The sequence below is a fragment of the Paenibacillus borealis genome (genome assembly GCF_000758665.1).
GTDB classification, from domain to species: Bacteria; Bacillota; Bacilli; order Paenibacillales; family Paenibacillaceae; genus Paenibacillus_AQ; species Paenibacillus_AQ borealis.
In genome coordinates, this window is record NZ_CP009285.1 from 5,166,194 (window position 1) to 5,189,636 (window position 23,443).

General features: G+C 52.9%; 25 protein-coding genes. 6 read left to right on the forward strand and 19 right to left on the reverse strand.

Features of this window, described 5'->3' with window-relative positions; genetic code table 11:
* Window positions 1-7: 7 nt before the first annotated feature.
* Genes PBOR_RS21870 through PBOR_RS21880 form a run of 3 tightly spaced genes read right to left on the reverse strand, consistent with a single transcriptional unit; the run spans window position 8 to window position 2,005 of the window.
* A complete protein-coding gene (locus tag PBOR_RS21870; RefSeq protein WP_042215333.1) occupies window positions 8-682 on the reverse strand; it encodes a hypothetical protein in 675 nt (224 codons plus the stop codon).
* On the reverse strand, window positions 672-1,358 hold the full coding sequence (locus PBOR_RS21875) for a hypothetical protein (protein ID WP_042215336.1): 687 nt from the start codon (window positions 1,356-1,358) through the stop codon (window positions 672-674). The genes PBOR_RS21870 and PBOR_RS21875 overlap by 11 nt, the downstream gene beginning before the upstream one ends.
* Before the next feature lie 14 nt (window positions 1,359-1,372).
* Window positions 1,373-2,005, reverse strand: coding sequence for a YhbD family protein (locus PBOR_RS21880; RefSeq protein WP_042215338.1), 633 nt, complete (start codon window positions 2,003-2,005; stop codon window positions 1,373-1,375).
* Between the two features lie 361 nt (window positions 2,006-2,366).
* Between PBOR_RS21880 and PBOR_RS38385 the strand changes: the two genes are divergently transcribed.
* Window positions 2,367-2,501 carry a hypothetical protein gene (locus PBOR_RS38385; RefSeq protein WP_281191780.1) on the forward strand — a complete coding sequence of 45 codons (135 nt, stop codon included), beginning with the start codon at window positions 2,367-2,369 and terminating at the stop codon, window positions 2,499-2,501.
* A gap of 374 nt (window positions 2,502-2,875) precedes the next feature.
* On the opposite strand, the gene PBOR_RS21885 is transcribed toward PBOR_RS38385, so the two are convergent.
* The 9 genes from PBOR_RS21885 to PBOR_RS21925 form a co-directional block, all read right to left on the reverse strand.
* On the reverse strand, window positions 2,876-4,714 hold the full coding sequence (locus tag PBOR_RS21885; RefSeq protein WP_047171602.1) for a fibronectin type III domain-containing protein: 1,839 nt from the start codon (window positions 4,712-4,714) through the stop codon (window positions 2,876-2,878).
* Window positions 4,715-5,026: 312 nt separating this feature from the next.
* Window positions 5,027-6,358 (reverse strand): vWA domain-containing protein, encoded by a 1,332-nt coding sequence (locus PBOR_RS21890; RefSeq protein WP_042215339.1) that lies wholly within the window; start codon window positions 6,356-6,358, stop codon window positions 5,027-5,029.
* A 202-nt stretch (window positions 6,359-6,560) separates the two neighbouring features.
* Window positions 6,561-7,175 carry a 50S ribosomal protein L25 gene (locus tag PBOR_RS21895; RefSeq protein WP_042215340.1) on the reverse strand — a complete coding sequence of 205 codons (615 nt, stop codon included), beginning with the start codon at window positions 7,173-7,175 and terminating at the stop codon, window positions 6,561-6,563.
* Window positions 7,176-7,467: 292 nt separating this feature from the next.
* Window positions 7,468-8,433: an ABC transporter ATP-binding protein gene (locus PBOR_RS21900; protein WP_042215341.1), complete on the reverse strand. Its 966-nt coding sequence runs from the start codon at window positions 8,431-8,433 to the stop codon at window positions 7,468-7,470.
* Window positions 8,426-9,409 (reverse strand): ABC transporter ATP-binding protein, encoded by a 984-nt coding sequence (locus tag PBOR_RS21905; RefSeq protein ID WP_042215344.1) that lies wholly within the window; start codon window positions 9,407-9,409, stop codon window positions 8,426-8,428. The genes PBOR_RS21900 and PBOR_RS21905 overlap by 8 nt, the downstream gene beginning before the upstream one ends.
* Window positions 9,410-9,421: 12 nt before the next feature.
* Window positions 9,422-10,345, reverse strand: coding sequence for an oligopeptide ABC transporter permease (gene opp4C / locus PBOR_RS21910; RefSeq protein WP_042215347.1), 924 nt, complete (start codon window positions 10,343-10,345; stop codon window positions 9,422-9,424).
* Between the two features lie 15 nt (window positions 10,346-10,360).
* On the reverse strand, window positions 10,361-11,314 hold the full coding sequence (locus PBOR_RS21915; RefSeq protein WP_042219776.1) for an ABC transporter permease: 954 nt from the start codon (window positions 11,312-11,314) through the stop codon (window positions 10,361-10,363).
* Window positions 11,315-11,383: 69 nt separating this feature from the next.
* Complete coding sequence (locus tag PBOR_RS21920) at window positions 11,384-13,153, reverse strand: ABC transporter substrate-binding protein (protein ID WP_042215350.1); 1,770 nt, start codon at window positions 13,151-13,153, stop codon at window positions 11,384-11,386.
* A 219-nt stretch (window positions 13,154-13,372) separates the two neighbouring features.
* Window positions 13,373-14,275, reverse strand: coding sequence for an ArsR/SmtB family transcription factor (locus tag PBOR_RS21925; protein ID WP_042215352.1), 903 nt, complete (start codon window positions 14,273-14,275; stop codon window positions 13,373-13,375).
* 211 nt (window positions 14,276-14,486) lie between these two features.
* Here PBOR_RS21925 and PBOR_RS21930 point away from each other — a divergent pair, with 211 nt between their 5' ends.
* The 3 genes from PBOR_RS21930 to PBOR_RS21940 all read left to right on the forward strand — a co-directional run bounded on the left by PBOR_RS21930 (window position 14,487) and on the right by PBOR_RS21940 (window position 16,918).
* Window positions 14,487-14,762 carry a GNAT family N-acetyltransferase gene (locus PBOR_RS21930; protein ID WP_042215354.1) on the forward strand — a complete coding sequence of 92 codons (276 nt, stop codon included), beginning with the start codon at window positions 14,487-14,489 and terminating at the stop codon, window positions 14,760-14,762.
* 12 nt (window positions 14,763-14,774) lie between these two features.
* Complete coding sequence (locus PBOR_RS21935; RefSeq protein WP_042215357.1) at window positions 14,775-15,626, forward strand: GNAT family N-acetyltransferase; 852 nt, start codon at window positions 14,775-14,777, stop codon at window positions 15,624-15,626.
* Between the two features lie 221 nt (window positions 15,627-15,847).
* Window positions 15,848-16,918, forward strand: coding sequence for an SDR family oxidoreductase (locus PBOR_RS21940; RefSeq protein WP_042215360.1), 1,071 nt, complete (start codon window positions 15,848-15,850; stop codon window positions 16,916-16,918).
* Window positions 16,919-16,962: 44 nt separating this feature from the next.
* On the opposite strand, the gene PBOR_RS21945 is transcribed toward PBOR_RS21940, so the two are convergent.
* The 6 genes from PBOR_RS21945 to PBOR_RS21970 form a co-directional block, all read right to left on the reverse strand.
* Window positions 16,963-17,331: a winged helix-turn-helix transcriptional regulator gene (locus PBOR_RS21945; protein ID WP_042215362.1), complete on the reverse strand. Its 369-nt coding sequence runs from the start codon at window positions 17,329-17,331 to the stop codon at window positions 16,963-16,965.
* 78 nt (window positions 17,332-17,409) lie between these two features.
* Window positions 17,410-18,189: a hypothetical protein gene (locus tag PBOR_RS21950; RefSeq protein WP_052429596.1), complete on the reverse strand. Its 780-nt coding sequence runs from the start codon at window positions 18,187-18,189 to the stop codon at window positions 17,410-17,412.
* Window positions 18,190-18,191: 2 nt separating this feature from the next.
* Window positions 18,192-18,644 carry a flavodoxin gene (locus PBOR_RS21955; protein ID WP_039309205.1) on the reverse strand — a complete coding sequence of 151 codons (453 nt, stop codon included), beginning with the start codon at window positions 18,642-18,644 and terminating at the stop codon, window positions 18,192-18,194.
* A gap of 254 nt (window positions 18,645-18,898) precedes the next feature.
* A complete protein-coding gene (locus PBOR_RS21960; protein WP_042215366.1) occupies window positions 18,899-19,294 on the reverse strand; it encodes a VOC family protein in 396 nt (131 codons plus the stop codon).
* A 3-nt stretch (window positions 19,295-19,297) separates the two neighbouring features.
* Window positions 19,298-19,672, reverse strand: coding sequence for a VOC family protein (locus PBOR_RS21965; protein WP_042215367.1), 375 nt, complete (start codon window positions 19,670-19,672; stop codon window positions 19,298-19,300).
* Between the two features lie 110 nt (window positions 19,673-19,782).
* Window positions 19,783-20,670 carry an AraC family transcriptional regulator gene (locus tag PBOR_RS21970; RefSeq protein WP_042215370.1) on the reverse strand — a complete coding sequence of 296 codons (888 nt, stop codon included), beginning with the start codon at window positions 20,668-20,670 and terminating at the stop codon, window positions 19,783-19,785.
* 418 nt (window positions 20,671-21,088) lie between these two features.
* Between PBOR_RS21970 and PBOR_RS21975 the strand changes: the two genes are divergently transcribed.
* Both PBOR_RS21975 and PBOR_RS21980 read left to right on the forward strand, forming a co-directional pair.
* A complete protein-coding gene (locus PBOR_RS21975; protein WP_042215374.1) occupies window positions 21,089-21,952 on the forward strand; it encodes a class I SAM-dependent methyltransferase in 864 nt (287 codons plus the stop codon).
* 3 nt (window positions 21,953-21,955) lie between these two features.
* Window positions 21,956-22,702, forward strand: coding sequence for an RluA family pseudouridine synthase (locus tag PBOR_RS21980; protein ID WP_245647862.1), 747 nt, complete (start codon window positions 21,956-21,958; stop codon window positions 22,700-22,702).
* A gap of 57 nt (window positions 22,703-22,759) precedes the next feature.
* Here the strand turns inward: PBOR_RS21980 and PBOR_RS21985 are convergent, their stop codons facing one another.
* Entirely contained in the window at window positions 22,760-23,197 is a 438-nt protein-coding gene (locus PBOR_RS21985) for a MarR family winged helix-turn-helix transcriptional regulator (protein ID WP_039309191.1), read from the reverse strand.
* Window positions 23,198-23,443: the final 246 nt, after the last annotated feature.

Genomic DNA, 23,443 nt, shown 5'->3' on the forward strand with positions numbered 1-23,443 from the left:
GGCAATTTCATAATTTCACCTGATTTTTCACAACAGCACTCTTATGGATTTCCAGTGTTTCGCGGTACTCTACCGTATCGATCTCGCAGCCTGCGCCGATAATAACCCTTCCGCCCCGCACAGTCTGCGCCTGCGTACTTTGCAGCTCAATCTGGTCTCCTTCAATCAGCCGGGCCTGAAAGCTCATTTTCTTGACTTGTCCGGGCTTCAGCAAGGCTCCGGTCCGGCTGCGTTTGATGGAAATGCTGCTGCCGCCGACCGCATCCGCCCGGCAGGGGCCAAACAATCCCAGTTCGAGCTTCCCCGCATTAAGCAGACCGCTCACCTCAATAATTCCGGTCATCTGTAGCTCTTCTGCCTCGCAATCTCCGTTAACAATAATCCCGCCGGTTAGTCTGATATCTTCAATCCGCAGCCCGCCGCCTGCTGTAAGCTGGCCTTGTCCGCGCAGGCTGTCTCCGTCGATCCGCCCCTTAACCTCACACTCTCCGGTAATCTTCATATTTTGCAGCCGCAGATTTCCGTCCACACGGATCTCTCCGGTCTGGCTGAATTTCAGGCAATCCACATCCCCGGTAAATTTACATTCTCCGGTCACTTTAACATCCTTAAAATACCCGCCAACAGAACTGGACGTCCCCAATATCTTCAGATCATTGCGCGTTATGGCATTATGCACCATGCTTCTCCTCCTTCTCAACACGGGCTCCGGGATGCACTGTCAGTCCTGTTCTATATTCGACCCGGCCGATGGTGCAGCCCTCCCCGATAATAACGGTGCCGCCCCGGACCACATCCGCTGCCGTGTATTCCAGATCTATATAATCGCCTTCAATGAGCTTGGCCCGCAGCTCCAGCTTGAATTTGGGAATGATCCCTCCTAGCAGCCTGCCCCAGGCTGCAGAGCCCGTTTTGCGGATAATCAGGCTTTCCACCCCGATTTCACCGGCCTCTGCCAAACCATTTAGCCCGAATTCTATCCGTCCCGCACTGAGCAGTCCACCAATCGTAAATACCCCTTGACCGATCATCTCCTCAACCTCGCAGTTGCCTTTGAGCTTCAGCATGCCGTCCAGTTCACAGCTCTCTCCGCGCAGACTGCCATCTCCGGTCAGCACACCATTCAGCTTCATTACACCTGCCTGGAGGTCACCCTTCAGTCTGAAATTACCGTTAATCTCGATCTCTTCCGCTGCAAGATCACCGTTCATCTTCATTACGCCGTCACATTTATAGGTATGCGCGCTCAGCGCCCCGTTGATCTTGCTGACGCCGTTAATATTCACCTTGTTATACTTGCCTCCGGCGGCAGTATTGACCCCATCCATCTGCAAATCCGGCAGCTCCTTCTTCTCCATTGCCAGTCCTCCCGTTAGCTTATTAATCTTACTTTCAATTGTTCCGTCAGATCGGCAAGACTGAGCCTGCTGACTACCCGGACTCCTTCATCGAAGGCCAGCTCTGCCCCGGACAGCGCCATCAGATAGAAACTAACCCCCATCTTCCTTACAAAGAACAGCTCCCAGTTCCTTCCCGCAAACCCCGGCGTATGCGTTCCAAGTGTCAGATAGAGCCGGTCTGCCTCCTCCAGATTCAGTTCGCCCTTACTCAGAAGCAAATCTACAGCGAATAAGTTCAGGATCTGTTCAAAGGTTAGCAGCATCCCTTCACTGTCCGGTCTCCCGAACCGCTCCAGGCTACTATCCGAAACAATGTTACGTTCCCTTAGCTGCGCTACTGTTAATATGACCTGATGCTGAGACAAAGGCTCTGACAGCTTTCCAGCGAGTTCATCGAGAGAAAGATCATCTTTCTTCTGCAAAATATGCTGCACCCGCCCCAGTATCCGTTCCCTCGGAAAAAAGGTCTCTTGTCCGGTAAAGGTAGATTTGCGGATGAACCATTCCTCAGGAATCAACTGCTTCCTCTTCCAGCGGTATAACTGGCCGTATGAGATGCCGGTTTCATCCAGCAGGTCCTTCTTGGATATTAGCTCCTCTTCCATACGATCACTCCTTGCGATCATCGTAACATAACACTGTTACGTTGTAAATAAACAAGCATCACTCTCGCTTTATATACTTTCTTGAATTCATACTGCGGTTCACAATGAAATCCAGCAGACAAAGACTGACACCCCGCTCCTCCAGTTCCGAAATTCACCACCATTTTCCCTGTCAGTACAAGTTGCCGGATAATCACAGTTGAGCTGGAAGAATACGTAAATTTCAACCTTAACACTTAATTACTTATCGGCTGACTTGAGACTTCTTGGAGTCAGGAAGCACTGTAGACGTGTAGACGTAAATGTTGTACGTATTGCAACTTTGATTCCTGAATAGCCGGGTGTTCGGGAGGATTGTTGTATGAAATACAACAATCCTCCCGCTAAGCCGCTTGAATCAGGAGAAATCCTGCATTTTAACAACAATGTTGGATTTGGGCCGGTATATGGAGGGGAATGTTGTATTATGTACAGGATTTTAGAAATATCCAGCTAGGAAAGGCCGCTAGGAGAAGCTATCAGCCCCCTGCCGCGGAAAACGGATAAACCGGGAAAATCCCGCAACTATAGCCGCCGCCCGGAAGTGCAATTTAGACGTCATTGCGGTGAACATTTGGACTTCCGGCCGCAGCTCGCCCCCAGATTTCTTGATTATTGCCGCTGTTCGCTGTGGAAATCCGGTGACAAAGGTGAGGGCTATCGCTTCTACAGTTCCAAGTTCCCCCTCCGCTTCTTTCGCTTTTTGTTATTTTTTTCGTGCGTCTTATATAGTTTCTACATCATCAAAAAAACCAGGCAACCCACTGGCTGCCCGGCTTCTTCTGCTTACTTCATAACACTAGCTCTATTTCTGCAGCGCGGTAACGCAGCTTACTGCACATAAGTGTAATGCGGCGAATCATACTGCGGGCCGGATTTCTCGTAGGTGAACCAATATTCAATGCTGCTGCCCGTGCTGAGTCCGCTTACGGTCTGGCGCCAGGTTCCCGAAGTAAGCGTCATGCGGTAATTCAGCTGTGCGCCGCCGTTCACCTTATAGTGAACATCGACGTACAAGGCTGACGTGACCGGTGTGATGAAGATGCTGGCCTCAGAGGCTGACACCTTTGTAACGCCTGCCGTATAATCCGCTGTCACGTGATTCCCGCTGCCGCCGGAGCTGTTCGTCGTTACCGTAACGGCATTACTTGCAGCGGAGAGGTTGCCTGCGGCATCGGCCGCTTTTACCGTGAAGGTGTATGCCGTTGAAGCAGTCAGTCCGCTGACGGTTGCTGTAGTTCCGGTAACGGAAGCTGCCTGGGTGCCGCCTCGGTACACGTAATAACCGGTAACCCCGGTGTTATCCGTCGATGGCGACCAGCTTAGGCTGACCGTTGTGTCCGTTTTGCCTGTAGATGACAGACCCGCAGGTGCCGTTGGTGCTGTAGTATCACCTGGATTGCTGCCCCCCGTCAGATACTGGCCGGTGAACGGGTTGAAACGGTGCAGCGAGAGGATCAGCCACCCGGTGCTCGATACACAGTTCTGCTGGGCCATTACCCAGTAGCTGTTGCTTGTACCCTTGAGGGAATACGGGATTCCGCCGAGAGACGGGCCGCTGGTTCCCTGTTTTTTGATAATCTCCGTGTTGATGGCATTCGCTTTCGTTGTATTTCCCTGCATGTAGTAGGCCAGCGACATAAAAGCCGTTCCCTCCAGCCACACATCCGCCCCCGTATTGCCAATCTGATTGCCGTTGTCGTCATAAGCCGGGAGCACTTCATCCGTCCAGTCAAAATCATACCCGGAAAGTGTATTTCCGGCATCGTTATAGGTCAGAGTCTGCTTATAACGCGGATTGGCCAGTGTTCCCGGTGTACCGGCTGCATTCTCCACATAGGTCAGGCTTGCCCCGTAGTTGCGCGTTCCGTTCAGTCCGAGGGCGAGCACACCCCAGGGATTCACATCCAGCGGGATTTTGGGATCGATCAGGTTCGTATCATTCTTCCAGCCGCCCTTGAAGCGCTTAGCCGCATCATCCCAGACCACATTATCCAGGAAGCTCTTAACACCCGTAGCCGCAGCCGTATAGGATGCCGTTTTGCTGGAATCAACAGAAGCATAGTACTGCAGCACGCGGTACAGATCGATATTATGCTCAGTCGAGCTCCACGGCTCATCTGAGTTGCTCCACGCGCTCCAGCCTCCGGCAATGCCGCCGTTTGCTTTGGCATAGGTCAGGCACCAGTCCAGCGCCTTCAGCGCCATCGGACGATAGCGGGTATCATTATACTGCTTCTCATAAGCCATAGCGGCCATGGCCATCCAGGATACAGGTCCGACATGCTTGCGGATTTCTTCCCCGTAACCGTTGTTATACCAGTAGGAGTTCAGCCAATAGCCGGACGGGTCCTGAATGTCACGCATCTTGTTCAGCACCTTCTCCGCCCGGGTCCGTTCCCCTTTGACGATGAAAGCGATGGCTGCGACGGCCTGATCATACGTGTAGACGATTTGCTTGGGATTGTTCGGACCCCAGAAATCCTCGAAGCTGTCAACCAATCCGTCAAAAGCATATCCGGCCGTTGCATCCTGCTGCACCTGCAGCCAGGTCAGCGCCCGGTTCGACGCATCACTCACAGCATCCGCGCGGGCAATACCGGCAGCGGGCAGCGAAGCGCCCAGAATCAGCACTGCGGTCATCAGGACGAGAATCAGCTTTCTTTTCATCCATATTCCTCCTTGGTCGGTCTATTACTAAAGCGTTTTCAAAGGGCTGAAAAGCGGATAAAGCGATGCCATACCATGGTATTTAACCTCATTTTCAGCTCTGATAGCGCTTTCGTCAATCTAAAACTAGGACATTTTTACTAAATGAGGCGAAACACCTGTTCGCCCCTTTTTTCGACAAAACGAAAGTCCTGATAAGATTTCTGCGAAATTCGTTAATATGCATTTTTTGGCAGCAAGGCATGCTTAAAAGCCCCGGAATGTTGATTAACGCTCCGGAGCTTTACTCTTTACTCTCATTCCAGCTACGCTCTATGAGCGCACGACACCCTTCTCCCGCGCTTCACGCAGCCATCTAGGATACTCATTGAACAGGCGGTCATATAAATCCTCATCACTGACCTCGTCGAGATCATCCAGCGCGAAGAAGTCGGCGTTGTCCACATAGCGGCCCTGCAGATCATCCAGTTCACGCAGCACACCATAATCGGCGTTGCCTAGCCCGACAAATTGCCAGAAGATGTTATGCTTTGAGCTTTGGATCAGCAGCTTCGAGATCTTCGGTGTCTCGTAAATCCCGCCGTCACTGAAGAACACAATGTAAGCGGGCAGCGCGCCCGGCTCTTCCTTCGTGTACTTCTTGATAATATCAGCCATGACAACCGGCTCATTATTGCCGATACCCAGTCCTCCGAACATCTTCGGCCCCGGGTATGTTCTCTTCACATAATCCTCGTACCCGTGCTCATCTACACTTGGCATACGCTTGCTCTTGGTCGCGAAGAACCAGACATCCAGCCTCCCGTCGTCATCCATGCTGGCCGCTACGGCCAGGATCCGCTCGAATGCCCGCTGGACAACACCCTTCGCATACAGCCCGGACATGGAACCCGATGCATCGAACACAACAGCTACCCGGGCTTTCTCCTGTTCCAGATTCTTCTTGCGCAGCGAGATCCCGACCTTCTGCTTCAGCAGGTCTATCTTCGTTAAGTTCAGCGGGGGCCGGGAAGCCGTTTCCTGCGCCATGCTCCCCTGGGCTCCGCTATATGTAGCAGCAGCTTCCGTGTGACCCTGCATAACTGCAGTCTCTGTCTTACTGCTGTTCTCCGCCTCTTCATCCTCCACTTCGACTCCGTGAGCTTCAGCCAGCGGCTTCAGGCCGCCGTGAAATCCCCGGCCGACGGCTCTCAGCTTGAAGACTTCACCGTGACGGTATAACTCTGCCAGCACCAGCGAGGTCTCGGCATTACTCTCATTAATCTCATACACCAGCTCCGTGTTGGCCGCAGCCGCACTGATTCTGCAGCCCCTGACATCGGCAAAAGTCCCCGGCCCGTCCAGTGTGGCCGCGAAGACACATTTATCAACGGCGGATTGCCGCAGCGCATGCAGGTTAATCGCGAACTCACCGCTGTACTTGTCGATCGCATTGAACTCTACGATCCGCTTGGGATCAGCAGGCTGGTTGTAAAAGATAAAATAATCATCAGACATAACCTTGCCGTTCTCCCCGACCATGAAGCAGCTGATATCCAGCTCCGCCGGCGAACTGCTGCAGGAGATCTTCACCGTTGCCAACGGCGAGGCTTCATCCAGCTTGGCATTAGAGCCGGTGACCAGCTTAATGATATTCAGATTCATGAATGCACTCTCCCTTACTTTCACAATGTATAATAGATGATTGCACAATTCCGCTACTTAGCAAAAAGGAGCAGACAACTCCCTGATGAGGATATGTCTGCTCCCGGTTAATCAAGCTTATGATCCGCATATCTCCCGGACTTAACGGGCTACTATGTGCTATGCGGCTTGTCCAATAAACTGGACTATATATACGGATATGTTACTCTTCTGCCTTGCCTTCATCGGCCGCTTCTGCCGCTGCTGGTTCAGCAGCATCTGTATCCGCCGGCTCTTCAAGGACAAGCGGTGGTGAGATCCGCACGATCAGCGTATCTTCAGGGGTAAGGATCTCCCAGCCTTCATGCTTCGGCAGATCAGAGACCAGTAATTGATCACCGATATCCAGGCCGCTGATATCCACTTCGAAGGATGCGGTCAGCTTGTCGGGCAAGGTACGGATATCCAGCTCGTACAGTTCAACCTGCTGAACACCGCCGTTCTTGACACCGGCAGGATCACCGATGAAGTGGAAGGCTACCTTGGTATCCAGTTCTGCCTTCATGTCAATCTGCTGCAAGTCTACATGGAGCAAGGCACGTGACAACGGCTGGCGCTGCACTTCCTGAATAACCGCATTTTTGGAGCCTGAACCGGGGAATTCCACTTTCAGGATGGCCCGCGGGTTTTTGCCGAGAATCTCATTGAGTGATTTGGCTTCTGCTGTGAAGGACTGGGTATCTGAACCTGCACCGTAGACGACGACCGGTACAAGGCCTTTGCTGCGCTGGGAAGCGGTAGAGCCGGATCTTTCTGTCAAGCGTACTGTGGTATTCATGATATTCCTCCTAAAGGTTTTTTAGCGGTGCATACTTCCAAGGGCTGCTTCTGATTCTGAACAAAGCAGGCTTGCAAGCATCCGCCAAGTGGTGTCAGCATAGCTGTGAGTGATGGTGCTTCGTACAATACTGCCTCGTTGCTTAGGTAATAAAAAACAAGACCAATTAGATGTCTTAAGTCTAATCAGTCTCTTATTAACCATATTTACCTGCTGTGGAATCAGTATAGCACTGGGAAGTAGGCAAGTCAAAATAGGTGGATATTCAATTTAAATCCATATTTAATATAAATTATACTAAATGACAGGCTACAAAATGGCCTGCGCCAGCGTCCCGGAATAGTGGAATTTCCGACTTGCAGACCTCTACGGCAAAAGGGCAGCGCGTATGAAATTTGCAGCCGGACGGCGGATTCGCCGGGCTTGGAATATCGCCCTTCAGCACGATCCGCTCCCGCTTAAGCCGGGGGATTGGCACGGGTACAGCTGACAGCAGCGCCTTCGTATACGGATGCAGCGGATGCAGGAACAGCTCGTCCCTGGAGGCTGTCTCCACCATCGATCCCAGATACATCACGCCTATTCTGGAGCATAAATGCTCCACTACGCTCAGATCATGGGAAATGAACAGATAGGTAAGGCCTTTGCTCTGCTGCAGCTTGCTGAACAGATTGATAATCTGCGCCTGAATAGATACATCGAGCGCCGACACCGGCTCATCCGCAATAATCAGCTCCGGATTCAGGATTAGCGCCCGGGCAATGCCGATCCGCTGGCGCTGTCCGCCGGAGAATTCATGCGGGAAGCGGTCGATATGATAGGAAGATAAGCCGCAGGCCGCCATTGCCTCCAGCACCAGATCCCGCACATCTGCCTTACTGCACAATCCATGGTCCAGCAGAGCTTCGCCTATAGCGTCGCCGACTCTTACCCGCGGGTTGAGCGCGCTGTACGGGTCCTGGAAGATCAGCTGCATCTGCGGCCGGATCAGGCGCATGTCCGCAGCGGACAGACTGTGGATATCCACTCCCTTGAACTTTACCTCACCGTCCGTTTTATCCGTCAGCCGCAGCACCGTACGTCCCACGGTGCTCTTACCGCTGCCGGATTCACCCACCAGGCCGAAGGTCTCACCCGGCTGGAGCGTGATGCTGATGTCGTCCACCGCCTTCACATATCCCACCGTGCGGCCCAGCAGACCTTGTTTAACCGGGAAGTACTTCTTCAGAGATTTAACTTCCAGCAGCGGTTCAGACATACACTTCCGCCTCCTCATACAACCAGCAGGCTACCTTCTGCCCGCTTCCGGTTTCCTGCAGCTGCGGCTGGCGGGTGCGGCAGACGTCCATGCAATGTCCGCACCGGTCATGGAAGTAGCACGAAGGCTCAAGAGCAAGCGGACTGGGCACCTGGCCGGGAATGGAATAGAGTTCCTCCAGGCGCTGGCCCATCACCGGCTTCGATTTCAGCAGCCCCCTCGTATACGGGTGCTTGGGATTCTGGAACAGCTCCACCACACCACCCTCTTCAACGATCTGGCCGGAGTACATGACGATGACATAATCGGCCATCTCGGCCACTACGCCAAGATCATGGGTAATCAGCAGAATAGACATACCCGAGTCCTCTTTGAATCCGCGCAGCAGATCAAGGATTTGCGCCTGAATCGTCACATCCAGTGCGGTCGTTGGCTCGTCGGCGATCAACAACTTGGGGCCGCAGGAGATTGCGATAGCAATCATGATCCGCTGCAGCATGCCTCCGCTCAGCTCGTGGGGATAGCTGTCCATAATCTGTTCCGGACGGGAAATCCCCACCTGGGTGATCAGTTCAATAGCCTGTGCCCGGGCTTGCTTCTTGTTCATTCTGAGATGTACGGTAAGCGGCTCCATGATCTGCTCGCCGATCTTCATGACCGGATTGAGCGACGACATCGGTTCCTGAAAGATCATGGCGATCTCGTTGCCGCGGATGCTGCGCAGCGTATTTTTGTCGAGCCGGAGTAAATCTTCTCCACGGAAATTTATACTGCCGCCGGCAACCTTACCTCCGGGCTCCTCCACCAGTCCCATAACCGACATCGCGGTAACGCTTTTGCCGCAGCCGGATTCACCGACAATGCAGACGGTCTCGCCTTCACGGATACTGAAGCTTACCTCATCAACCGCGGTCACCTTCCCGTCCTCTGTGAAGAACACGGTGCTTAGACGGTCTATATTCATTAAAGGCTCCATCGTTATGGCCACCTACCTCTTCTGTTTAGGATCAAGCACGTCTCTGAGGCCGTCACCAAAGATATTAATTGCAATAACCGTGGCAAAAATCGATAACCCCGGCGGAATCCACAGCCATGGCCGGTCCTGGAAATCGAGGATATTATTCGCCGCATCAATCATGTTCCCCCAGGTCGGCGTAGGCGGCATAACGCCCAGCCCGAAGAAGCTGAGCACCGATTCACTGAGAATCGCACCGCCGATATTCAGCGTTGCCATGACGATCAGCAGCGGTACAATATTCGGCAGCAGATGGCCAAACAGCTTCCTGCGGTCGCGCAGACCCAGCACTACAGCGGCCTGCATGAATTCCCGTTCCCGCAGGCTGAGCATCTGTCCCCGTACCATCCGCGCCAGCCCCGGCCAGTTCACCATGCTCAGCATGAGCATGACGATGTACATCCGGTAATCCGTCGGAATCTTCCATTCCGAGAGCAGTGCACCGAAGATGAACAGCAGCGGAAGGCCGGGAATGGTCATCAGCAGATCGGCGATCCGCATAATGATCTGGTCCAGCAGACCGCCGTAATATCCGGCAACCGCACCGAGCAGCGCTCCAAGGAATACAGACAGCACCATTGAAGCCAGACCCACCGTAAGAGAGATACGCCCGGCCTGCATGACCCGGGTTAAGATATCCCGTCCCAGCGCATCTGTCCCCAGCCAATGCTTCAGATTCGGAGCCTTGTTCATCATCGCCATATTGATTTTGTTATCCGTATACGGCGAGAAGAACGGGCCGATGAAACATAACACAAACATAAATAAGACCACCGCGAAGCCCGCCACTGCCAGCTTGTTGTGCAGAAGCCTCCGCAGGGATTGCCGGAACAGGGAAGATTTCCTCAGGTTAGCCCGTGGTCCCGTTATTTCGCTTAATCTGCTGTCAGCTGCCACAAGATCCTCCCCCTTCTATAACCGGACACGCGGATCAGCCACCCGGTACAGGATATCCGAGAGCAGTGTTCCGATTACGGTCAGAATAGCCAGAAACATCGTGAAGCCCATCAGCAGAGGGTAATCTCTTAGCCCGAAGGACTTCATATACAATTGGCCGATGCCCGGCCAGTTAAAAATCTGCTCGATAATAATCGAACCCCCGAACAGTGCGGGCAGCTCGAAGCCGACCAGAGTGATCGCAGGCAGCAGCGCATTGCGCAGTGCATGGGTGAACAGCACCTTCCGCTCCTTCAGCCCTTTGGCTCTGGCCGTACGGATATAGTCCTGCTTGAGCACGTCGATCATATTGCTGCGGAAGTAACGGGTTAATGAACCCAGCCCAAGCAGTGTCATGACGATGACCGGGAGGGTCATATGATGCACCACTTCTTTGAAATAGGCGAACCCGGTAGCATTGCTGCCTGTAGTCATCATCCCGCCCGGCGGCAGCCATTTCAGGTCTACGGCCAGAATCTTGATCAGAAACAGGCCGATGAAGAACGACGGCAGCGACATCGCCGCGAAGATCGCAACCATCACCAGCGTGTCGAACCAGGAGTATTGCTTATAGGCGGAAATGACGCCGATGATCACTGCGATCAGCCAGGTGAGGAATGTAGAGACCGCCGCCAGCAAAAAAGAATTCCAGATATAATCACCAAACAGCTGAAGCACTGGCTTCTGCTGGGCAAGTGAATATCCGAAATCCCCGTGAAAAGCATTCTTCATCCATGTCCCGTAGCGTTCCAGCACCGGCTTGTTCAGGCCGTAAATCTCCCGCAGCTCCGCTTTACGTTCTGCAGTCAGCTTAATATTTCCGGTAATGAAATCACCCGGGGTAAGGGCATACAGGCAGAAAATCAGCAGTGATGCGGCAAACAGGATGATCAGCATATACAGCATTCTTTTGGTCAGATAAGTGCTCATGATCGGCTCCTTAGGATTCATCCCCTGCCTGCCTCTTAAATAACAGGCAGGCAGGGGACAAACTATTCATTATTTCAGAGTCCAGTTCGGCAGGCTGCCGGCAAGACCGATGAACGGGCTGACCGAAAGATTCTCGATGCGGCCGTTATAGGCGTACACCGTTTTTTTGTAATTGGTGAAAATAATCGGCAGTTCATCGTTGAACAGCTGATACAGCTCTTTATAGACTGCTTTGCGCTGTTCAATATCGGTGGTCGCCAGCGCTTTGTTATACAGCTCCACGAATTTCGGATTCTCATAATCGGTGATTTCGCCGTCGAAGAACTGCATGAAGCCGTCCGCCGGATCCGTCAGCATGCTGGTGGAGTAGGATACGAGATCGTAATCGCCGCTCTCCGTCTTGGAGACCAGCGAGTTGAAGTCGGCGAAGATCTCCGGCTGGAAGTCGATGCCTAGCGCAGCGAAGTTCTCTTTGGCCACCGCGATGAAAATATCCGAGTTCTTGCTCTTACTCGCCAGATAATGAATGCTCAGCGGCTTCCCGTCCTTCTCGCGGATACCGCCCGCCCCAACGGTCCAGCCTGCTTCATCCAGCAGCTTGTTTGCTTGTGCCGGATCATATTTGTAAGGATTAATCCCTTCATCCGTATACGACCAGGAGATCGGCGAAGCCGGAATGTTGGCCACAGCACCCGCGCCTTCAGCTGCGTCTACATAGATGCTCTGCCGGTCCAGTCCATAGGCAATTGCCTGTCTGACCCGCTTATCCTTCAGCTGTTCATGCTTCAGGTTAACCTGCATGTAGCCGTAAGTGCTCGGAGTATAAGGAAGAATGTTCACATATCCCAGCTCTTTCAGTTTCGAGATATTCTCTTCTGTAGCCGGGAAGGAAGCGTAATCCACCTCACCCGTTTCAAGGAACTGCCAGGCATCGCCGGTCGTTGTTTTGTAGATGAAATGTTCGGTCTTCGGCTTGCCTTTAAAGTAGTTCTCATTGGCTACGAGACGGACCTCTTGTCCGGGAATGAATTTCTCCAGTGTATAAGGGCCGTCGCCAAGCGGCTTCTCATGCAGCTTCTTGATGTACTCCAGCTGGCCGAACTTATAGTCCTTGCCATAATAAGCCTTCGACAGGACATTGGAGCCGAGAGTCACCAGTGCTGTAGCATTGGGCTGTTCCAGGGTAACCGAGATCGTCTGCGGATCAATGACTTTAATGCCTTCTATAGTTTCTGCAGTTCCGGCTTTGTAAGCTTCGCCGCCTTTCACCTTCAGCGATGGAAGTGATGAGCCTCCGTCATAGGCTTTGTCGTACTGGATCGTCCAGGTGAACGCCACATCATCCGCAGTGAGCGGTGAGCCGTCGCTGAACTTCAGGTCTTTGCGCAGGTGGAACGTATATGTAAGCTGATCCTCCGACACATCCCAGCTCTCGGCAAGCTCCGGAGTTGGCACACCCTTGTCATCCACCGTCACCAGAGACGCATAGAGCAATGAGGATACATTGCCGTCATAGCCGCTCTCCTGGAAGTAAGGGGTGAACGCACCGCTCGGATCGGTAAGACCGACGATGATCGTATCGGTGCGCTTCTGGGCAACTGCAGGCAGCTTGGTCAGATCGGTTGCTGTAAAAGGCTCACTAAGCGCACCGGCAGGCACAACCGCCGGGGATGCCGGTGCTTCCGTACCGCCAGCCGCTGCACCCGGATCTGCTGTTGCTGCCGTGTTTGCCGGGGTATCCGTGGATGCCGCATCCGTGTTGCCGTTCTCCGAGCAGGCCGACAGCAGCAGTGAACCTGCAATCAGCAATGAGGATAATAAAAGCGTACTTTTTCTCATAAAATCATCTCTTTTCTCTCCATTTTATAAATGCTAACAATTCCTACCCACTAAGTATGAATAAAGACCGATAGTTCACATTATAGAAAGTAAAAGTTGTTCTGTAAAGAGAGAACTTGAAATTAATTCTTCACAAACAGAAAATTATTGGGTGATCGCAGCAAAAAAGCCAAAATCTTCTCCTTAACAGGAAGACTTTGGCTCTGGCCAGGTAAGAATTTATTTCAAATAAGCAAACAGCTGCTCATTCATCTGCTGAATACCCTCCAGCCGCAGACTGTAAGAGGTGACGTTCTCCCCTTCGATATAAGCATTCAGCAGACCGGCACTCCGGAGACTGGAGATATGATCATGGACAATTCCCTTGGACAGGCCCGCCTGCCTGGCAATTTCCGTGAAGGATTTACGCTCCCCGCCCAGCGACTTCAGAATCTTTAGCCGGCTCTTCTCGCCCAAACTGCGGAGCGTACGGTGCATGGACGGCGGAATTTCTTCTTCCGGGACCGGGATTCTTGCAGCATAGTGACATATCGTAAGCGGGCCAAAATTATATATAATATTGATCGGCTGGAAGTGAAACTGCGGGATCAGCACGAGCTTGCGCAGACCCTCATCCGGCATGAAATAGAATCCGTTTGTAGTCTTGTTTACAAATTCGGCAACCGGGCTGCCAGCCAGCACCTGTCTCCGTTCCTCCGCATGCTGCTGCAGTCTCACCATGATATCTGGATTACAGCGGCTGAAGTACTGGCTGTTCCACTCCGACAGCAGGAAGACCATGCGGCTGCGGTACTGCTCCATCTGTACAGGAAATATACTGACATGACCTGCGAGCGTCTCGTACATCTCTCCTACGGATAAGCCTGCCAGCCAATCCAGCATACTGTCCACACTTTCTTTGTCCGGACACAGATAGATCAGCAGATTAAGCAGCTTCCAGTCATTGTCGAGATCTGTCTGCTCCAGTGCATCCAGCAGCCCGGGGCTTAAGCCGCGTGATACTTCTGCAGCCCAGGGAGTACCCAGATCTATTTTTTTACTGCCCTTCTTGCATATAAACGTATGTATGCTGCTGATTAATTCATATACCGGCTGAAAATGAACCTCAACCTCGTAATTCATGGCTATTCCTCCTGATGCAACTTCTATTCGTTACAGCGTTAGTGCCTTAATCTTAGGGCATCGGGAAGCCAATGCGCAAGTCATTCCGATTTTACTGACCACTTATGTAACATACATGTTATATTCTTGGTATCCGGGCCCGGCCATTTCTCGCTTTTTGCCGGGGAGAGTAGTAAAATAAAGGGAATATACCGGAATGGAGTGAAGAAACATGGAACAGATTGCTAAGGGAGAAGGACGTTTTTATATAGCTGGTGACGGTAAGGACCTTGCCGAGATTACATACAGAACAGAAGAGTCTACAGGTAACCTTGTAATTGATCATACCTATGTCTCTGAAGATCTGCGCGGTCAGGGTGCCGGGGAGAAGCTTGTGCGGGCGGTCGTTGACCTGGCCCGGGAAGAGAAAGTCAAAATTGTGCCTGAGTGCCCGTACGCGGCCCATCAGTTCGAGAAGCACGCGGAGTACCGGGATTTGCTGAAATAGGGGGAAACAAGATTGACAACGGCTGATACACTGAAAGAAATAGAAGAACTGCAGCAGCGCTGCGAGCAGTATGAAGGAATCTCACTCAAGCTGAATTGGGATATGCTGCGGCTGCCGGCGGGTACAGGCGGAGTAGATTGGCTGGTGACCTACGAGGATGAGCTGCTGGTCGGGTTCATCGGATTATACTCGATCGGCGGGGATATGGAAGTCTGCGGGATGGTACGGCCGGGATACCGCCGCCGGGGCATCTTCAGCTCGCTCTGGCAGCGGGCTCAGACCCTCATCTCCCGCAGCAGGATTAAGACACTGCTGCTGAACACACCCGCCGCTTCAGCCTCAGGTACTGCTTATCTGAAGACCCTGCCGCTGGAATTCAGCCATGCGGAGTATCAGATGAAATGGGATGGCGCTGCCAGGAATCGCAGAGCCGCGGAAGCCAGTTCAGCCTCAGACAATGTTATGCTCCGGCCTGCACGTGCTGACGAGACTCCTGTGCTTATAGCCTTCGACTGCGACGGATTCAGCATGACTGAGGAAGATGCCGCTGAAACGTACGCGCAGCTAGAGCTTGAAGGCTCACAGGAGCATATTATCATCGAGATGAACGGCCAGCCAGCCGGCAAAATGCGGCTGTGGTCCGAGGACAACGAAACCTGGATCTATGGCCTCACCGTAGACAAGAATCTGAGGGGCCTCGGCATCGGCCGGAGTGCCCTGATGCAGACCATTGAGCGGGAACAGCGGAATTACAACAGTGTGAACCTTGAGGTAGCCCTGGATAATCCTAATGCACTGAAGCTCTACGAGAGCTGCGGGTTCGTTATTCTGAACCAGCAGGATTACTACCGTGCTGTGCTCTGAACCTTGAAGCATCATTGTAAGCCGCTTGAAGAACTGTTCCGAATTACAGTTATCTGACTGCCAAGCATTCTTTCCTCCGGGCCGGATCAGCCTTCAGGAAAGGATGCTTTTTGTTGTCCTTATGTTACCTCAAGGTACCTATATGACCTCAAAGTGCGTACTGTTCAGTACTCCTGCGGCAATACATAATGATGGCATACTATGGCGAAGGAGAACTGCACATGAACCCTTTAGATTCGGACTTACGTAAAACAGCACTTGTAATCGGCGCGAACGGCGTCATCGGGCGCAACCTGATTGATCATCTGGCTACGCTTCCCGATTGGGATATTATCGGCGTGTCGCGCCGCGGAGGTTCAGATACTGACCGTGTGCGTTATATAGCCGCGGATTTACTGGACCCTTCGGAGAGCCGGCGGAAGCTTGGCGGCTTGGCGGAAGTGACGCATATTTTCTATGCCGCCTATCAGGAACGGCCAACCTGGGCGGAGCTGGTCGCTCCTAATCTGGCTATGCTTGTTCATGCGGTTGAAGCGGTCGACCCTGTGGCGCACCGGCTGCAGCACATCAGCCTCATGCAGGGATATAAGGTATATGGCGCGCATCTCGGCCCGTTCAAAACACCGGCTCGCGAAACCGACGCCAATCATATGCCGCCTGAATTTAATATTGCGCAGCAGGATTATCTGGAGGGGAAGCAGCCGGGCAAAAGCTGGACCTGGTCGGCGCTGCGGCCTTCCGTCGTCTGCGGATATGCGCTCGGCAATCCCATGAACCTGGCGATGGTAATCGCCGTTTATGCCTCCATGTCGAAGGAGCTGGGAATTCCGCTGCGCTTCCCCGGCAAGCCGGGCGCGTATCACAGCCTGCTCGAGATGACAGATGCCGGCCTGCTGGCCCGAGCAACGGTGTGGGCAGCAACAGATCCGCGCTGTGCCAATCAGGCCTTCAATATCACCAACGGCGATCTGTTCCGCTGGAACGAGCTGTGGCCTAAGATTGCCTACAGCTTCGGGCTGGACACGGCCCCCCCGCTCCAGATGTCCCTGTCTGAGGCCATGCAGGACAAAGAGCCGCTCTGGAACCGGATGGTCGGGAAATACGGGCTGGAGCAGAACAGCTATGCGAGTGTCTCTTCCTGGGCCTTCGGGGATTTCGTATTCTCCTGGGACTATGATTTCTTTGCCGATAGCACCAAATCACGCCGGGCAGGGTTCCTTGAGTTTATGGATACGGAAGCTATGTTTATGGACATCTTTGCGGATCTCCGCCACCGCAGGATCATTCCTTGATCCGCCGCAAACAGCCGGTCTCTGAAATTCAGAGACCGGCTGTTCTATTCTTCCTTCTGCGGTTGAGAGAGCACGACTGCCGTATCCCCGTATACTCTATCGACATGGGTATCGCCCCATCTGCACATCAGATGCAGAATCTCCTTAAGGCTCCAGCCGTAATCGGTCAGCTCATACTCCACTCTGGGAGGCACCACATTATACGCGGTTCTTTTGATTACCCCGTCCGCTTCCAGCTCCCGCAATTGCTGTGTCAGCACCTTCTGTGTAATGAACGGCATTTGACTTATGAACTCCCCGTTGCGCTTCTTCCCAAAGGTGAGCAAGAACAGTATGACCGGCTTCCACTTGCCCCCAATCACTTCAAGTGTCGCTTCCACTCCGGTGTTGTAGGTTCGGATTCCTTCAGACATGAGCCAAGGACACCTCCTTTGGCTTAACCATATCTTCTTTGAACTCCCCCTGCAAGTATTACGCCGGAGTTCTCCTGCCTACATCAGCCCGTAACCCCGCAGAATGGATTCGTCCCGGTCATTCCGGCGGCTGCCGTATTTCACGCAGCCTTCCGCAAGCTCTTCCCGTTCCAGGAACACAGACAGCAGACGCACATAGTCAAGCGACTCCTGAAGAGGGATACCTGATCCGTCAAAGATATGCCGGCGTCCATCCAGAAGCGAATAGATTCCGATCGTTTCCGCCGGTTCCCCATAGGCCTTATGACAGAAAACATTGGCCATGTGCAGGAAGCCGGTGATTACAGCTTCATTCCCGCTCACCATGAATTTCTGGATATTCAGGCATCGTCCTTTCTGCACTGAATTCCAGGCAAGCTGGAATATCATCGCCAGTTCAATTGCAAGCTCCGGCACAGGAACATGCCACTGCTCATACAGCATCACCGGAATCTCACCGGTGTGATTGCCGGCAACAATCCGCGTCAGCTCATCGGCAACCGCTTGTTTGACATCCCAATAATGCATCAGGGAAGGAAAAGCACTGCCTTTCGGCGGCCAGCGGCGCTCCAGCAGAAATTGCACAGGCGTCTCCCGGCGTACCTCGGGCTGCAGACTATAGAAGTCATTGAGCGTATGTCCGACCGCGTATTGGACCTGCTGTCTCCAGCGGGGAAGTCCCGTCGCCGGAGCTCCGCTGCCGTTCATCTCCGCTCCGCCCAGCATGATATGCTCCATACGGAAATCATTCAGACGGCTGTAGCGGACAATCTCAGCATCCAGCGGCTTTCCTGTGAAGCATCCTGCCGCGGCGCCCATCCTTAAGAAACCGCCGCGCAGGTCTCGATGAACTGGCGTCCGAAGCTGCGGCAGGCATCTTTCTCTGCTGCATTCGGCCCGTACTCAATCTTCAGGCTGGCCTGTACGATCTCGGCACCGCGTTCCTTCAGCTTCTCTTCAATCTGGTCAACCGCTCCGCAGTAGATTTCATAACCGGTATCCCCGCTTCCGAAGGCGGCAGCCTTGCAGGAACTGAGATCCAGCTCATCCATCTCTTCATAGAAATCGAGGAATTCATCCGGCAGCTCGCCGTCCCCCCATGTATACGCACCCAGCAGCACAGCTTCGTAAGCCTTTATCTCATCCGCGTTGCAGTCAGTGACCGATTTCAGTACGGCCTCTCCGCCTGCCTGGCGTATTCCTTCCACAATCAGTTCAGCGATTTCCTCCGTATTGCCTGTCAAGCTGGCATATGCCACTAGCACCTTAGCCATCACTCTGTCCTCCCAAGGTAAATATGAATTTATTCTGTATAGCCGGTCTCAAAAGGCATCCATGTTTTGCTAATCCCATTCTATTTGATAATGATTATCATTGTCAATATTTTAAAAGCTCCCTGTGCCGGGAACTTAGGCACACTTGCCCCGGATAGCACAATCAGCGGCAATTCCGGACTTAAACTGCTGTCCGGGACTGCCGCTGATAGCTATCCATATTTTCAGATGAAATGCGTAGAAGAAGGCCTATCCTATTCTCCACTGCCGTCCGAACAAATTTCGATCAGATTCCCTTCCGGATCAGCAATATAACAGATTCGCAGTCCGTACGGTTCAGTTGTAGGCGGATACACCGGTTGGACGCCGGCCTCTATCAGCCTGTTATATTCCAGATCGACATCGGCAAAGTGAGGTACACCAAAAGTGATTTCCATCGTACCGTTCAGCCCGCGGGGATAGTCAAACTTTCTCGATAACTGGCTCTCGAACAGCTCACGCTCACACAAATTGAAATAGACGCCCTCTGCTGTCCTGACTCCCGTAAACCCGCCGCCGTCATAGTCCAGATCCATCCTCATTAAATCTCTGTAGAACCGGACCATCTTCTCCATATCATCCACGCACAGGGCGATTGCTCCCAGCTTCATGCCCTAAACCTCCAAATATCCGCCTTCCAGCAGGGTAATGCCGTTGCCGTCCGGATCACGGAAATTCATTTCTTTCCCGCCGTATTCCATCGTCACCGGAGGCTGACAATCCAGCCCTTTCCCCTTAAGCTGCTCATAGGTTTCATCCAGGCTGCTGCAGGAGAATACCAGATTAACGACTCCTGTCGTGTGCTTGCCCCATTTGCTCTCGTCCCAGATAATCAGCCCCGGCTGGTTGCGGTCGAAACCAATCTTCGCGCCGTCATACTGTCCGAAGCCCTCAAACGGCACGGGAATCCCCAGCACCTCAGAATAGAATGCCGCGAGCGCCGCCGGGTCCTTGCTGTACAGATTGATGCCGTCAAAACTTGAAATCATAATTTAAATCTCCTTCCGCTCAGTAGCTGTGATATGATCCGGCTGTGATTAGCCTGTATGACCTCATTGTACTTCTGCCCTGCCGGGCCTGTATTGCAAAAAAACGACATTCAGCTCCGCGCATAGCCCAGCGCGTCCAGCGGCGTTCTGCCGGCAAATTTCCGGAAATTGTTGATGAAATGCGACTGGTGGCTGTAACCGTAAGCAAATACAATATCCTGCAATCCGCCTCTGTGCAGCGGAGTCCGGTACAGCTCCAGCCAGACATTCTGGAAGCGGACAAGATCTGCCACCTTTTTGGGCGGAAGTCCGATATGCCGGCGGAACAGGCGTTCAAGCTGGCGGCTGCTAAGGCCAGAGCTAAGCTCAAGCTCCCCTGCACTCACCACTCCGCGGGACTTAAGCATCCTGTGGACAGCGTTCATCATCCCGTCACTGCTGCGGCCGGCAATCTCCAGCCTCCGCAGCAGGAATAATTCGGCGAGGGCGATGCGTTCAGACATCGTGCGCGTTCCCCGCAGCTTATCCCCCAGCTCCATACGGAACGAACGGAAGTATTGCTCCACCGGAGCGTGGACATTCAGCACATCCTGCAGCTGTTCATCTGCGAACAGGTGAACCGCCCAGAAGTGAAACCGGATGGCGAAACGCTGTTTCCCCGCAGGCTGGCGGGCTTGTCCCACTTCAAACGGGGCATCGTTAATGCCGCAAAAAATCCCGCCGGACTCCCCTGTATGCTCATCCCATTCCCATATGATGTCCATACAACTATCCGGTATGATCGTTTCCGTCCGGTTAAGGAAAATATTAACACTTATATCCGCCCCGTTATCCCCTTCTGTAATTTCAGCGGACTGAGCTTCCAGCGGTTCAACCGTTGGAGATACAGAACCCCAGAAACAGCGGATGTACGGCTCCAGCAGCCTGCCGGGCCGATACTCGCCGCCCCCGGCCGGGTTCGCTGTGATCGGATAGTACAGCTCCGAGAGGTTGAACATAACATCCGGCCTCACCTTCGTTATTCTCAGGCTGCAGAGGACGGAATAAGCCGTTCATCTGCGCCTAAGCTCATATATTTTATAACCTGTAGTAACTTCCCTATTTAGTTTGATCTAGTCACTATGCCTGATATTTACCAAGAACTGTTTAACTAATTCCGCCGGCCGAAGTGTAATTTGATCATACACAATCAGTGCAAGAAGTGCCAGCAGTACTACCGGCCCGGTCACCCGGGACTTTGCCTTCGTAATTTTCATGGCTTTGCCTGCTCTTCTATACTTTTTTGGTATTATTATACAGAGACGAACTCTTGGCCAAAATGAGAATAGTCGCAGCTTTGCAACCATTTTGTTTGTAGCAGCAGGCTTATATGTTGTACAATAAAGGCTAAATGACTTTTTGAAGGATGGATTAATAATGTATATAGCAAGTGACTGGAAGGACTATGAAGTGATTGATACCGGCGGCGGAGAAAAGCTGGAACGCTGGGGCGATATTATGCTGCGCCGCCCGGATCCGCAGATCATCTGGCCGCTGGCCAGCGAGAGTGCCAAATGGCGTGATGTGCACGGACACTATCACCGCAGTTCCGCCGGGGGCGGGCAATGGGAAATGAAGAAAAGCATTCCGGATGACTGGAAAATCAGCTACGGCAAGCTGAAGTTCCATCTCCGTCCGACGAACTTTAAGCACACGGGTCTCTTCCCTGAGCAGGCCGCCAACTGGCGCTGGATGATGGACAAGATCGCTGCGGCTAACCGCCCGATTTCTGTGCTCAACCTGTTCGCATATACCGGCGGAGCAACCGTTGCAGCGGCTAGTGCCGGAGCTTCCGTAGTTCATGTCGATGCCGCCAAGGGCATGGTTCAGTGGGCCAAGGAGAATGTAGCCTTGTCCGGACTTGCCGATAAGCCGGTCCGCTACATTACAGACGATGTATTCAAGTTCGTGCAGCGCGAACAGCGCCGCGGCAGCAAATATGATGCAATTATCATGGACCCGCCATCCTACGGAAGAGGCCCGGGCGGTGAAATGTGGAAGCTCGAAGCCAGTCTCTATCCGTTCCTGGAGAGCTGTATGGAGATTATGAGCGACCGGCCTTTGTTCATGCTGATTAACTCCTACACTACCGGCATTTCGCCTACCGTACTGCGCAATATGCTGTCAATGACAATGGGCAAGCGCTACGGCGGCAAGCTTACCTCCGGTGAGATCGGACTGCCGATTACAGCCTCCGGCATGAATCTGCCTTGCGGAATTCTGGGCCGCTGGGAGGCGTAAGCCATGGGAATGCAGAACAAGGGAACTTCCGGGGAGTCCGGCAGCGGACAATCCCGGTTTGAAATCCTGTATGAGGACAACCATCTGCTCGGCATTGTGAAGCCCGTTAATATTCCGGTGCAGGAGGATGCTACAGGCGATGATGATCTGCTGACCCTGCTCAAGGAAGATGTGAAGGAACGTTACGCCAAGCCGGGGAATGTCTTCATGGGTCTCGTCCACCGGCTCGACCGGCCGGTAGGCGGTGCGATGATCTTCGCCAAGACCTCGAAGGCAGCCTCGCGGCTGTCTGAGAGCGTCCGCACCCACGCCTTCCGTAAAGTATACCTGACTGTGGTTCACGGCAAGCCCCCTGCATCCCAGGGCCGGCTGGTTAATACGCTGCTGAAGGACGAGCGGAGCAACACGGTCAGTATTGTCCGCAAAGGAACACCGGGCGGCAAGGAAGCGATTCTCGATTATACGGTGCTCGGCAGCGCTGAGGGCTACACCTTACTCAAGATCGACCTGCTTACCGGACGCTCCCACCAGATCCGCGTACAGCTGAGCGGCATTGGCTGCCCGCTGTATGGAGATCAGAAGTACGGGGCATCCGTGAACAGACCCGGACAGCAGATTGCACTGTGGTCGGCAGTGGTCGGGTTCCCGCATCCGGTGACCAAAGAGGAAGTTGAATTGATTTCACTGCCTCCGCAGACCCATCCCTGGAATCTGTGGACCCCGCAGAACCAAAAGCAGGCTATCCGTTAACGGACAGCCTGCTTTTGTCTGTGTATGCATATATATGAGGTCAACACTGAACATGTATTAAGGAGTCGAACCTTCAGGAGCCGGAGCGGGAGCTACCGCCATCTTCCCCATCAGATAGAGCAGCAGCTGCTGGTTATGAGATGAAATGGGATCGAGCGCTTCGGCAAAAAAATCACTGCGGATCTTCAGACCGCGTGAGGTCTCATTCTTGCCTGTCTCGGTGATGCTTACCCAGACGATCCGCCTGTCGGAGGCATCGCGTTCACGGATAATCAGATTATGCTTTTCCATCCGGTCAAGCAGCATGGTTACAGCCGCCGGGCTGGTTGCCAGATGCGGAGCCAAATCAGAAGGTTTCATCGCGTCACGTTCCTGCAGTAATTCCAGTACGGTAAGCTGGGCATCGGTCAGTGTAGGGGCAAGCTTGCTATCCATATGTAGCTTATAGTCCTTTAATATCTTATGCCAGATTTTACTGAATTCAGTGGAGTGCACACTTATTCCTTCCTTTCCCTGCGGATCTCTATCCGGTATATCTAAACATTTTCGCGAAAAAAATTCCATTTCCTGCAAAAGAAAAAAATAAAATCACGACCGCTGGTCATTTCATTATATAATTCCTGCACGAAATAGAGCATTCCCCTTATGATATCGGCCTTAATCCAGAATTGTTGTATTAAATACAGCACGTACAACATTAGGCATTCAATTCTTATCAGCAACATCAATAATCCGGCTAAG

What these genes read in the sequence shown, in the direction of transcription:
- PBOR_RS21870 (WP_042215333.1), bottom strand. Translation starts at nt 682, where the DNA reads ATGGTGCATAATGCCATAACGCGCAATGATCTGAAGATATTGGGGACG.
- PBOR_RS21875 (WP_042215336.1), bottom strand. Translation starts at nt 1,358, where the DNA reads ATGGAGAAGAAGGAGCTGCCGGATTTGCAGATGGATGGGGTCAATACT.
- PBOR_RS21880 (WP_042215338.1), bottom strand. Translation starts at nt 2,005, where the DNA reads ATGGAAGAGGAGCTAATATCCAAGAAGGACCTGCTGGATGAAACCGGC.
- PBOR_RS38385 (WP_281191780.1), top strand. Translation starts at nt 2,367, where the DNA reads ATGAAATACAACAATCCTCCCGCTAAGCCGCTTGAATCAGGAGAAATC.
- PBOR_RS21885 (WP_047171602.1), bottom strand. Translation starts at nt 4,714, where the DNA reads ATGAAAAGAAAGCTGATTCTCGTCCTGATGACCGCAGTGCTGATTCTG.
- PBOR_RS21890 (WP_042215339.1), bottom strand. Translation starts at nt 6,358, where the DNA reads ATGAATCTGAATATCATTAAGCTGGTCACCGGCTCTAATGCCAAGCTG.
- PBOR_RS21895 (WP_042215340.1), bottom strand. Translation starts at nt 7,175, where the DNA reads ATGAATACCACAGTACGCTTGACAGAAAGATCCGGCTCTACCGCTTCC.
- PBOR_RS21900 (WP_042215341.1), bottom strand. Translation starts at nt 8,433, where the DNA reads ATGTCTGAACCGCTGCTGGAAGTTAAATCTCTGAAGAAGTACTTCCCG.
- PBOR_RS21905 (WP_042215344.1), bottom strand. Translation starts at nt 9,409, where the DNA reads ATGGAGCCTTTAATGAATATAGACCGTCTAAGCACCGTGTTCTTCACA.
- PBOR_RS21915 (WP_042219776.1), bottom strand. Translation starts at nt 11,314, where the DNA reads ATGAGCACTTATCTGACCAAAAGAATGCTGTATATGCTGATCATCCTG.
- PBOR_RS21920 (WP_042215350.1), bottom strand. Translation starts at nt 13,153, where the DNA reads ATGAGAAAAAGTACGCTTTTATTATCCTCATTGCTGATTGCAGGTTCA.
- PBOR_RS21925 (WP_042215352.1), bottom strand. Translation starts at nt 14,275, where the DNA reads ATGAATTACGAGGTTGAGGTTCATTTTCAGCCGGTATATGAATTAATC.
- PBOR_RS21930 (WP_042215354.1), top strand. Translation starts at nt 14,487, where the DNA reads ATGGAACAGATTGCTAAGGGAGAAGGACGTTTTTATATAGCTGGTGAC.
- PBOR_RS21940 (WP_042215360.1), top strand. Translation starts at nt 15,848, where the DNA reads ATGAACCCTTTAGATTCGGACTTACGTAAAACAGCACTTGTAATCGGC.
- PBOR_RS21945 (WP_042215362.1), bottom strand. Translation starts at nt 17,331, where the DNA reads ATGTCTGAAGGAATCCGAACCTACAACACCGGAGTGGAAGCGACACTT.
- PBOR_RS21950 (WP_052429596.1), bottom strand. Translation starts at nt 18,189, where the DNA reads ATGGGCGCCGCGGCAGGATGCTTCACAGGAAAGCCGCTGGATGCTGAG.
- PBOR_RS21955 (WP_039309205.1), bottom strand. Translation starts at nt 18,644, where the DNA reads ATGGCTAAGGTGCTAGTGGCATATGCCAGCTTGACAGGCAATACGGAG.
- PBOR_RS21960 (WP_042215366.1), bottom strand. Translation starts at nt 19,294, where the DNA reads ATGAAGCTGGGAGCAATCGCCCTGTGCGTGGATGATATGGAGAAGATG.
- PBOR_RS21965 (WP_042215367.1), bottom strand. Translation starts at nt 19,672, where the DNA reads ATGATTTCAAGTTTTGACGGCATCAATCTGTACAGCAAGGACCCGGCG.
- PBOR_RS21970 (WP_042215370.1), bottom strand. Translation starts at nt 20,670, where the DNA reads ATGTTCAACCTCTCGGAGCTGTACTATCCGATCACAGCGAACCCGGCC.
- PBOR_RS21975 (WP_042215374.1), top strand. Translation starts at nt 21,089, where the DNA reads ATGTATATAGCAAGTGACTGGAAGGACTATGAAGTGATTGATACCGGC.
- PBOR_RS21980 (WP_245647862.1), top strand. Translation starts at nt 21,956, where the DNA reads ATGGGAATGCAGAACAAGGGAACTTCCGGGGAGTCCGGCAGCGGACAA.